The 9,241-nt window shown below is 60.4% G+C and carries 8 protein-coding genes; 4 read left to right on the plus strand and 4 right to left on the minus strand.

The features are described from left to right. Window positions 1-50 precede the first annotated feature (50 nt). Together IGW03_RS32385 and IGW03_RS32390 are read left to right on the plus strand one after the other, a co-directional pair. Window positions 51-929: a LysR family transcriptional regulator gene (locus tag IGW03_RS32385; protein WP_228536230.1), complete on the plus strand. Its 879-nt coding sequence runs from the start codon at window positions 51-53 to the stop codon at window positions 927-929. Between the two features lie 295 nt (window positions 930-1,224). Then, window positions 1,225-2,949 carry a methyl-accepting chemotaxis protein gene (locus IGW03_RS32390; RefSeq protein WP_194726579.1) on the plus strand — a complete coding sequence of 575 codons (1,725 nt, stop codon included), beginning with the start codon at window positions 1,225-1,227 and terminating at the stop codon, window positions 2,947-2,949. A gap of 25 nt (window positions 2,950-2,974) precedes the next feature. On the opposite strand, the gene IGW03_RS32395 is transcribed toward IGW03_RS32390, so the two are convergent. Then, a complete protein-coding gene (locus IGW03_RS32395) occupies window positions 2,975-3,307 on the minus strand; it encodes a hypothetical protein (RefSeq protein WP_194726580.1) in 333 nt (110 codons plus the stop codon). A gap of 340 nt (window positions 3,308-3,647) precedes the next feature. Between IGW03_RS32395 and IGW03_RS32400 the strand changes: the two genes are divergently transcribed. Both IGW03_RS32400 and IGW03_RS32405 read left to right on the plus strand, forming a co-directional pair. Next, window positions 3,648-3,854 carry a cold-shock protein gene (locus IGW03_RS32400; protein WP_194726581.1) on the plus strand — a complete coding sequence of 69 codons (207 nt, stop codon included), beginning with the start codon at window positions 3,648-3,650 and terminating at the stop codon, window positions 3,852-3,854. Window positions 3,855-4,074: 220 nt separating this feature from the next. Beyond that, window positions 4,075-4,575: a hypothetical protein gene (locus IGW03_RS32405; RefSeq protein WP_194726582.1), complete on the plus strand. Its 501-nt coding sequence runs from the start codon at window positions 4,075-4,077 to the stop codon at window positions 4,573-4,575. Window positions 4,576-4,903: 328 nt separating this feature from the next. On the opposite strand, the gene asd is transcribed toward IGW03_RS32405, so the two are convergent. From asd to IGW03_RS32420, 3 genes are all read right to left on the minus strand, one after another. Then, on the minus strand, window positions 4,904-5,794 hold the full coding sequence (gene asd, locus IGW03_RS32410) for an archaetidylserine decarboxylase (protein WP_228536231.1): 891 nt from the start codon (window positions 5,792-5,794) through the stop codon (window positions 4,904-4,906). Window positions 5,795-6,807: 1,013 nt separating this feature from the next. Continuing rightward, on the minus strand, window positions 6,808-8,070 hold the full coding sequence (locus IGW03_RS32415; RefSeq protein WP_194726583.1) for a glutamate carboxypeptidase: 1,263 nt from the start codon (window positions 8,068-8,070) through the stop codon (window positions 6,808-6,810). 537 nt (window positions 8,071-8,607) lie between these two features. Continuing rightward, window positions 8,608-9,241 (minus strand): porin (locus IGW03_RS32420; RefSeq protein ID WP_194726584.1); only part of this gene is annotated, 634 nt, incomplete at its 5' end.

Raw genomic sequence — 9,241 nt, forward strand, 5'->3', positions numbered from 1 at the left:
CCAAATTGTTTCCTGCTGATTGACAATAGGGTATGGATATTCTCGCAAGCATGAAAGCCTTTATCGCTGTGGTCGACGCCGGCAGCTTTGCCGCTGCTGCGGAACGCATGGACATGTCGCGCGCAATGGTTTCCAAATATGTGGCATCGCTGGAAGACCACCTGGGCACCCGGCTTCTCAATCGGACGACCCGCCGCCTCAGCCTGACCGAATCGGGAACCGCATTCTATGAGCGCAGCGTCCAGATCCTTGCCGACCTCAGCGAGGCCGAGCAGGTGGCCGGCGCCATGGCAGCCGTGCCGCGCGGCGTTCTCAAGATTGCCATGCCCCTGTCTTTTGGACAGCACCGACTGGGACCGCTGATTGCCGAGTACGTACAAACCTATCCGCAGGTCAAGCTTGACATCGCTCTGAGCGACCGCAAGGTCGATCTGGTCGATGAAGGCTTCGACCTTGCGATACGCATCGGCATGACGCTTGAACCCGGCCTGATCGCGCGCAAGCTGGGCGACGAGCGCATCATCATCTGCGGCGCGCCCTCCTATCTGGAGCGGCAAGGCATTCCGCACACGCCCAAGGATCTCGCCTCTCATGCCTGCCTCGGCTATACCCTGGGTCAGGGCGGCGATGAATGGCGACTCGAGGGCCCCGAAGGGCCGGTCAGCGTACGCTGCAGCGGACCGATCCGGGCCGACAATGGCGACATGCTGCGACTGGCGGCGATCAGCGGCGCAGGCCTGGTCTTCCAGCCCCGCTTCATCGTCGGCGACGATCTTCGCGCCGGTCGGCTGCAGCAGGTGCTCGAGGACTACCAGTCAGGCGAAATGGGCATCTACGCAGTGTATTCGAGCCGCAAGCATCTCTCTGCCAAGGTGCGCAGCTTCGTCGATTTCCTTGCGGAGAAGCTGACAGACCTGCCACCGGCCTGAAGCGCTCCGACCTGCATGAAAACGCGTCCCATATCCGCACCTGAAACAAAATGTGACTGGTACACAACGGTTCCGTAGTGGTAAATTTCCTTCTGGCAACCGGCATCCCGATTTGGGATAATGTTATCGGAGTCATTACGTCACGGACTCTGCGGCAGTTTCCGCGATACCGCCAGGCTAACGGCTTTGATCGGGGGAGCGTTGCCGCCATCGGCCTCAGGCACGGTCCGAACCGGGTTGCTGCATTGCGGCCTTCCGCCCCATTTGTTGAAAAACATTCACACATAGGCGCTTCATGTTCAAGAACCTCACCATCAAGACAAGGCTGATCGGCGTCATCGGGTTTCTGTCGCTGCAGCTGATCATCGGCGGTGTCATCGGCATCGCCAGCCTCAACAATGCCAACAATTCCATGCGCTCCATCTACGATGACCGTCTGGTGGCGCTTGGACAGCTCGACCGCATCATCCGTTACGTCAACGACAACAATTCTGCCGTCGCCAAGGCACTTACCGGCGAGCAAAACGATGTGGAAAAGGCGCTCAAGGAAGTCGGCGAACGCAGCAAGATGATCGACAAGGAATGGGGCGCCTACATGCAAACCTACCTGACGCCCGAAGAGAAAAAGGTAGCCGAGGAATTTACTGCAGCCAGAAAGGCTTATATGGCCGAAGGCCTGAAGGCGGCCACCGAAGCCCTGCAGGTACTGGACACGCAGGCAGGCGTCGCGGCCTTGCATGGCCCGATGACCAAGCTGTTTGCACCGATGCGCGACAAGATGGACCAGCTGATCAAACTGCAGCTTGATGTCGCCAAGGCAGAGTACGAGCGGTCGCAAACCATCTACCAGTGGGTGCGCAATTCCTGCATCGCCGGCATCCTGTTCGGCGTCGTGCTCGCCGCGCTGGTCGGCTGGTGGCTGGTGCAGGCCATTACCAAGCCGCTGAACGTGGCGGTCAAGGTGGCAGCGAGCGTCGCCGACGGCGACCTGACGCAGAAGATCGAAGTGCGGTCCAACGACGAGACCGGTCAGCTCATGCGCGCACTGAAGAACATGAACGACAGCCTGGTGCAGATCGTCAGCCAGGTGCGCACCGGCACTGAAACCATCAGTACCGCCTCGACCGAGATCGCCGCCGGCAATCAGGACCTGTCGGCGCGCACCGAGCAGCAGGCCAGCTCGCTTGAAGAGACCGCATCTTCGCTGGAAGAGCTGACCTCCACCGTCCGGCAGAACGCCGACAATGCGCGCCAGGCCGACCAGCTGGCGCAGTCGGCTTCCGAAGTGGCCAACCGCGGTGGCGTAGTGGTGTCGCAGGTGGTCGAAACGATGGGCTCGATCAACGAATCGTCGAAGAAGATTTCCGACATCATCAGCGTCATCGACGGCATCGCCTTCCAGACCAACATCCTGGCGTTGAACGCCGCAGTCGAAGCGGCGCGCGCCGGCGAGCAGGGCCGGGGCTTTGCAGTGGTCGCGTCGGAAGTTCGCAACCTGGCGCAGCGTTCCGCGGCGGCGGCAAAGGAAATCAAGACATTGATCGACGACTCCGTGCAAAAGGTCGATGCCGGCAGCCGCCTCGTCGGACAGGCAGGCTCGACAATGGAAGAAATCGTGCAGAGTATCCAGCGCGTCACCGACATCATGGGCGAGATCACCGCAGCGACCCAGGAACAAACGTCCGGCCTCGATCAGATCAATCAGGCGGTCAGCCAGATGGACCAGGTCACGCAGCAGAACGCGGCCCTGGTGGAACAGTCCGCGGCTGCAGCCGAGTCGATGCGCGAGCAGGCCGGCGGTCTGGCACATGCCGTCGGCGTATTCAAGCTGAACGGCATGCATTCCGCTGCGACTTCCGGCACGGCGTCTCTGCCGCGCCCTGCCGCACAGGCCACACGCGCTGTACGCGCCGCCGCACCAGCCGCCGGTTCGATGGTGGCAGTGAAATCCTCGACGCCGGCCAAGGTGAAGGCACCGGCTCCGAAGGTCTCGGCAGCCGATGGCTGGGAAGAATTCTGAGGCCTTGCCCGGAGACGCCTTCACATCATCGGGCGTATTTTCCAGGTAGCGCAGGCCAGTCCTTTCGGTCTCCGGCAATGTGCAGGGCATCCTCCTGCACTGCCTGCCCTACCTGACTCTCTCGGCCAATCGTTTTTCCGACCTTGAAGACAAAGCCGGAACAGCGGATCGCAGCAGCATGCAGACGCTGCTGAATCTCCTCCTCTTCATGCCAACTGAGCGCCTCGGTTGAGCGCCTCGGCTTGCAAACAATCCAGGCTGCTCCCGAAGCCGCATTGCCTGATACCAATCCCAAGGCGTAACGTAACCGATGAGAACGATGGAGTTTTTCGTCTGGCAAGGCGCGGTAGGATTCCATGGCGGGGCCATGGATGACGAGCACAACGCGGGCAGGCGGAAAAAGACGCGATCTCATGGCACGTTACGCTTTGGGATTGGTATTACTGGTGCTGCCGCTTGCTGCGCCGCAGCTTTGGCCCGCATCGCCATGAATTTCTTATGTCGGCTGCCATACATACATCGGAATATTGATTTCAATCAATAGCGGCACATCGCACAGCTGGATATGGCTTGGATACACTCTGTTTCGTCGAGGAGGAGACAACGCAACACTTGCTCGATAACCCCGCCCCGGCCCGACAAACAAACACATACTGAGCCAGGGGCACTTCACAATGCACATGCAAGAGGAATTTCTTATGGCAACCGGTACAGTCAAATGGTTTAACGATGCTAAGGGCTTTGGCTTCATCACTCCCGATCAGGGCGGCGAAGACCTGTTCGCGCACTTTTCCGCAATCAGTGCGTCCGGATTCAAGACGCTCAAGGAAGGCCAGCAGGTGACATTCGAAGTAACCCAGGGCCCCAAGGGCAAGCAGGCGTCGAACATCGTCGCCACACGCTGATCTTTCCAGGCCGGGCCGATCGGGCCCGCCTTCCGAACCCGGCGCGTCCCGCGGCATTCAGCAATGCCGGATTTGCGCCGGCATCCTTCCAGGCGCGCCGCAGCGCCGCCGTAGAGAGGTCCCAGGCAGAGGTGCCAAGCAGGTGGCAAGCTGGCGCCAAGCGCAAGCCGCCGCCGTGGACTATCATGACGTCCCTTCCCATTCCCGCAGCGGTAGCAACATGAACGACATTCCAGACACCAATAATGACGCCGATCCGGCAGCGCCGATTTATGAGCCACGCCTGTGGCGTGATGACGGCTGGACCGCGCGCGTAATCAAGAACGAGGATGACGACGGCTGGGCGGTGGAAATGATCAAGGACGGAGAAGCCGAACCGGCCCTGGTCGGTCCTTGGACCATGGGGCGCGACAAGAAGAATCCGAAACCGCTGGATGCCGGTGCCTTCGCCACACTGGTCAAGACCGCATCGGAAGTCCTGCGCAGGCATGAGCAGCAACTGCATGCGCTGCTCCACAAGAGCATCGCCGTGTCCACGGATTCAGGCAACGTCAATGTCCTGCTAGACATCGTGCCCGACGAGGATGATCCTTACGCAATATTAAGTGCACGCGATGACTTCGGCGATACCATCGCCGAGGTGAGGGTGGCGCCGACGTTCAAGCTGACCCGCACCAGCGCCGAAGCCTGGATAGAAAGCGGCTACCGCAAGCCGAGATGACCGGCGACGGCGCCTGACAAGCGGCGTTTCCAAGGATGAGATGGAACTGTTGCGTTACACCGGGCCACTCATCCCAAAGGAAAACATTCGCCATGGCTTTTGCTCAAAACATCACCTTCTTCGTCACCGAATACGTCTTGCCGATGATGATTTCCCTGTTCAGATAGGATTCAGGCCAGGGCGGCAGGGAGCGGTCAAAGCCTTTCCCTGCAAGGGCTCTATAGATCCGACCCGAAAATATGTTGAGCCGGATCCCCTCACCCCGGCCCTCTCCCAAGGTAGAGGGTGAGATCAGCGGCCCGAAAAATGCGCCATTTTTCGGGCCGAATCAATAGCTTGCCGGACGGCGCACGCCCATCGCCTCGCACACCTGCACCAGGCGCTCAGGAGACCAGTCCGGGTTGAATTCCACGGTGTTCTTCGGGAACAGCATCACGACCGTCGATCCAAGGAGGAAGCGGCCCATCTCCTGGCCGCGTTCGATGCGGATCTCCTTCTCGTCGTAGCGCCATTCGCGGATATCCGGATAGCGCGGCGGATTGACCACGCCATGCCAAACCGTGGCCATGCTGCCGACGATGGTCGCGCCGACCAGCACCAGCACGAACGGCCCATCCTGCCCTTCAAATACGCACACGACCCGCTCATTGCGCGCAAACAGGTTAGGCACGCCGCGCGCCGTGGTCGGGTTGACCGAGAACAGGTCGCCCGGCACATAGATCATGCGCGTCAGGCGGCCGCTGCAAGGCATGTGGATGCGGTGGTAATCCTTCGGGCTCAGATACAGCGTGCAGAAATCGCCGTCGTCGAACTGTGCCGCAAGCTGCCTGTCGCCGCCGACCAGCGCCAGCGTCGAATAATCGTGCCCCTTGGCCTGGAAAATCCGGTCCTTGTGAATGCGGCCGAACTGGCTGACCGCGCCGTCGACCGGGCACAGGAAATCGGTAGCCGCGAAAGGCCGTGCTCCTTCGCGCAGCGGCCGCGTGAAAAACTCGTTGAAGGAGTTGTAGCTGCGGATGTCGGGATTCACCGCCTCCTGCATGTTGACGCCGTAGAAATTGACGAAAGCGCGGATCAGCGCAGTGGTCAGCCCGCCCGCCCGGGCGCCAGCGATCTTGCCGGCCAGGACGGTGAGCGCCTGCTTGGGCAGGAGATACTGATGCAGAACAGCTAGTCGGTTGCGCACGTTGAGTCGATGTTTGGTTACGGAAATGACCATGATTGTACCGGTGTCCGGCATTGAACATGAGTTTTCAGCTGCGAATGTGCCTTGCGGCTTTTTTCCAGCCCTGCCGGAACTGTCGTCAGCCAAGCTGCCACTCACATAACAGAATTAATTGCTCCGTACCTCAAGGAATAGAAACAAAGGCGATTTACATCAATCATTGTTGATCGCCACGTATTCCTATTTTTGGTTTAACAGAGAGAATCCCATGGGAATTTCAGTTAGAAACGGTCAATCCGGTTATCAACATCGCGAGTTCCACAATTCTCGCAGCGACCTCGAATCGGTAAGTAACCGTTCGTCGCAGCACAGACTGCCGAATAGCAATGATACTGAGCCGGGGCGTAACACACTTACGGGCCAGGGCCCCACGCTCGGCGCCGACCCGAGACGTATACGCGGTACCAGGTCCGCAATACTTAAATGGGGCGATGTCCAGCAAAGCGCTATATCTTCTGCCGCAAAAGCCCCGCCAAGTGAGTCTATGCACTTTAACGATCCTGGGACACGATTGTATGATTGGTTAAAAGAACAGTCGTCATATCGCGAGTTTTCAGATCAAAAGCCACAGATGAAACGGCAGGGGTTTCTAAAAAAGCTCCTTCACCCATCTCGTCGAACAGCCTTGAAAATTGCTTGGTACGGAACCGACGCACTTGTTGGCGCATCTGTCCTAGCGATCGCGATCGGGGCCGCAATAAGTACAGGAGGGGCGGCACTTCCTTTATCCATAGGGCTTATGTTCGGGGCGGGCATGTATCTCTGCGGTTCGCACCTCCTTAGAAATCAGCTACTGCCCTAAAAATCTTCGTTGCAATACTTGGAACTGCCCATGATCGTTATTGCAGTGGATTGACATGCCTGTTGGGGCGTCAAAGATGTGTTGGCCCAATGAGCGAAGAGAATCATGCCAATACCGCGTCAACAATGCGCGCGAGATCTCGGTCTTATTGTGTTCTTTCCTTGTCTAGACATGATTTCGCCCATGTGCCTTCATCAAAGTCTTGCTAGCGCGCCGCTTCCTGCAGCAGCCTGATCAGCAGATACAAGCGCGGCACAATGGAATCGATGACGATGTATTCGTCGCGCGCATGGTAGCCTGCGCCGGCAAGGCCCAGGCTTTCCAGCACCGCCGCCTTGCCGGTGAGCCCGGCATAGCCGGCATCGGTCGCACCGCCGGTGGCGGGAATCAGGGTGAGCTTGCGATCGATTTCGGCGTAAATGGCCTCGGCCTTGCGGGCGAGTTCCAGGCCCGCCGGCGTGGCGACGTAGGGCGGACGTCCGCGGTCGATGTGAATGGTGGTTTCGGTATCCGGCACCCTGCGCTGCTTCACTCTCTCCTGCAGAGCCTCCTGCATGCGCTCGATGCCGTCGCGCGCGGTGAGCCGCATGTCGGCCACGGCCTGCGCCTGCTCGGGAATCTGATTGCGCACCACGCCGGCCTTGGCGCCGGTCCAGTTGAGCTGCGTGCCGGGAACGGACTTTGCGATGTCTTCGGTCTGCAGGATCTGGTGTGAAAGTTCCACCAGCGCATTGCGCCCCATCTCCGGCGCGGCGCCCGCATGGGAGGCGCGGCCGCGCACCTGCATCGTTACGCTGGCCGTTCCTGCCGCGCTCAGCAGCACGCCCTCGGGTACATCGGGCGTCGGCTCGCAGGAAAGCACGACGTCATGCTCCGCGGCCTGCGCGGCGATCAGCATGCCCGAGCCGCGCGAGCCGGTTTCCTCATCGGCATTGAACAGCACCGTCAGGCGGGCATAGTCCTGCAGCTTCAAGTCCTTCATTATTTTAAGCGCATGCAGCACGACGCTGATGCCGCCCTTGTCATCTGCAATGCCGGGCCCGTAGATGCGGCCGTCTTCGATGCGGTAAGGCTGGCTCTTGAGCGTGCCGACCGGGTAGACAGTATCCATGTGGGCGATCAGCATCAGGCGCTTGCTGCCGCTTCCCCGAAACGTGCCGATCACGATGTCGCCCGGCCCTTCCGAGCCCTTGCGCCGCTCCACGCTGGCGCCGAGCTGCCGCAGGCGCTTCTCCGTGTAGTCGGCCATGCGGGAAAGCCCGGCGGCATCTGAGCTCGGCGACTCGATCTGCACCATGTCCTGCAGGCTGACGATGAGGGCCGCCTGCTCGTTTCGCGCCGCTTCAAGCAGTCTCGAGTCCGCTTCCGCCGATGCGGCAAAGGCCGGTGCCGCATTACCAAACAGCAGCGGCAGGACCAGAAACAGCGGCCTTATCGCAGCCGGGAATCGGGCGCCTGGTGTAGGCATGGAGTCTCCTTGTTGTAGGTATGGTGGAAGATTATAGGACGCAACCCGGGTTGGCACTTGGGTCCGCGTCAGAGTATCGAGGGCTTGCAAACGGAAATGCAAAGCAAGCTGCAGGCCAAGCTTTTTCAACATCGACATCATGCCTGGCAAGATTGCGGCAGCTACTCCGTTCAGCTTGGCAGGTTGCCCCCATGCCAGTGTCGCCTCGTCATGCAGCCTCAGTATAAGATTCGTATTTCAAACCGCATCGATCCAAGGGAATATGCAGACGCGATTCAACCTGGCTCCCTCAGTCTCCATCCCTTTCAAGGGGAGGGCCGGGGTGGAGATGGGTTGAGGCGGACGGAGATAACCCCCTGCCATCTCCCGGCGACCGTCCTTGAGGAAGGAGGACGCTCCCATTACTAAGTCAACACTGCTTCGTTCCACTGCACAGTTCAGGCACAAAAAAGCGCTGTTCCTCCCGAAGGCGGAACAGCGCTTTTTTGTGCAGAGCGCACCTGAGCGCACTTATCGTGCCAGCGCGCTCAGATGCGATCAGAAGCGGTGACGCACGCCGATGTTGAAGACCGACGGATCCAGACCCGCTGCAGCCGGGCTGCCCACGGTCGCAGCCGAATCGTTCTTGATGCGCGCATACGAGGTGTACAGGTTGGTGCGCTTGGACAGCGCATGGATGTAGCCGATGGCCCACTGGTCCGCATCGCGCGTGCCGCCGCCGATGTCGTCGTTGCGGCGGATGTAGGACGCCAGGATGGTGCCGGCGCCGATCGGTGCGCTCACGCCGATCAGGGCGTCGTCGCGGTCGAGGTTGGTCACGCCGACGGCTGTTTCGCCCTTGCTGCGCGCATAGGCGGCATGCAGCTTGGCCACGCCGAAGTCGTAGGTGCCGCCCAGGAAGGTGGTCTTGGCATCGCCTGCGTCAACGGTCAGGCCGGCTGCGACTGCCGTGACATTCTGGTCATGATGGGCCAGGATGACGTTGATCGGGCCGGCGGCGTAGCTGGCCGACAGGCCGACCTGGCGGCCGGTGGAGGTGCTGCCGGCGACTTCGCCGAAGCTGTACTGCGCCTGGCCGCTGAAGCCGCCGAAGTTGGGCGAGGTGTAGTTCAGGGTGTTGTCGGCGCGCTCGCCGTAGACGCTGAAGACGTTGGCGGCATTGCCGGCCAGG

The organism is Noviherbaspirillum malthae, assembly GCF_015352985.1.
Classification (GTDB): domain Bacteria; phylum Pseudomonadota; class Gammaproteobacteria; order Burkholderiales; family Burkholderiaceae_D; genus Noviherbaspirillum; species Noviherbaspirillum malthae.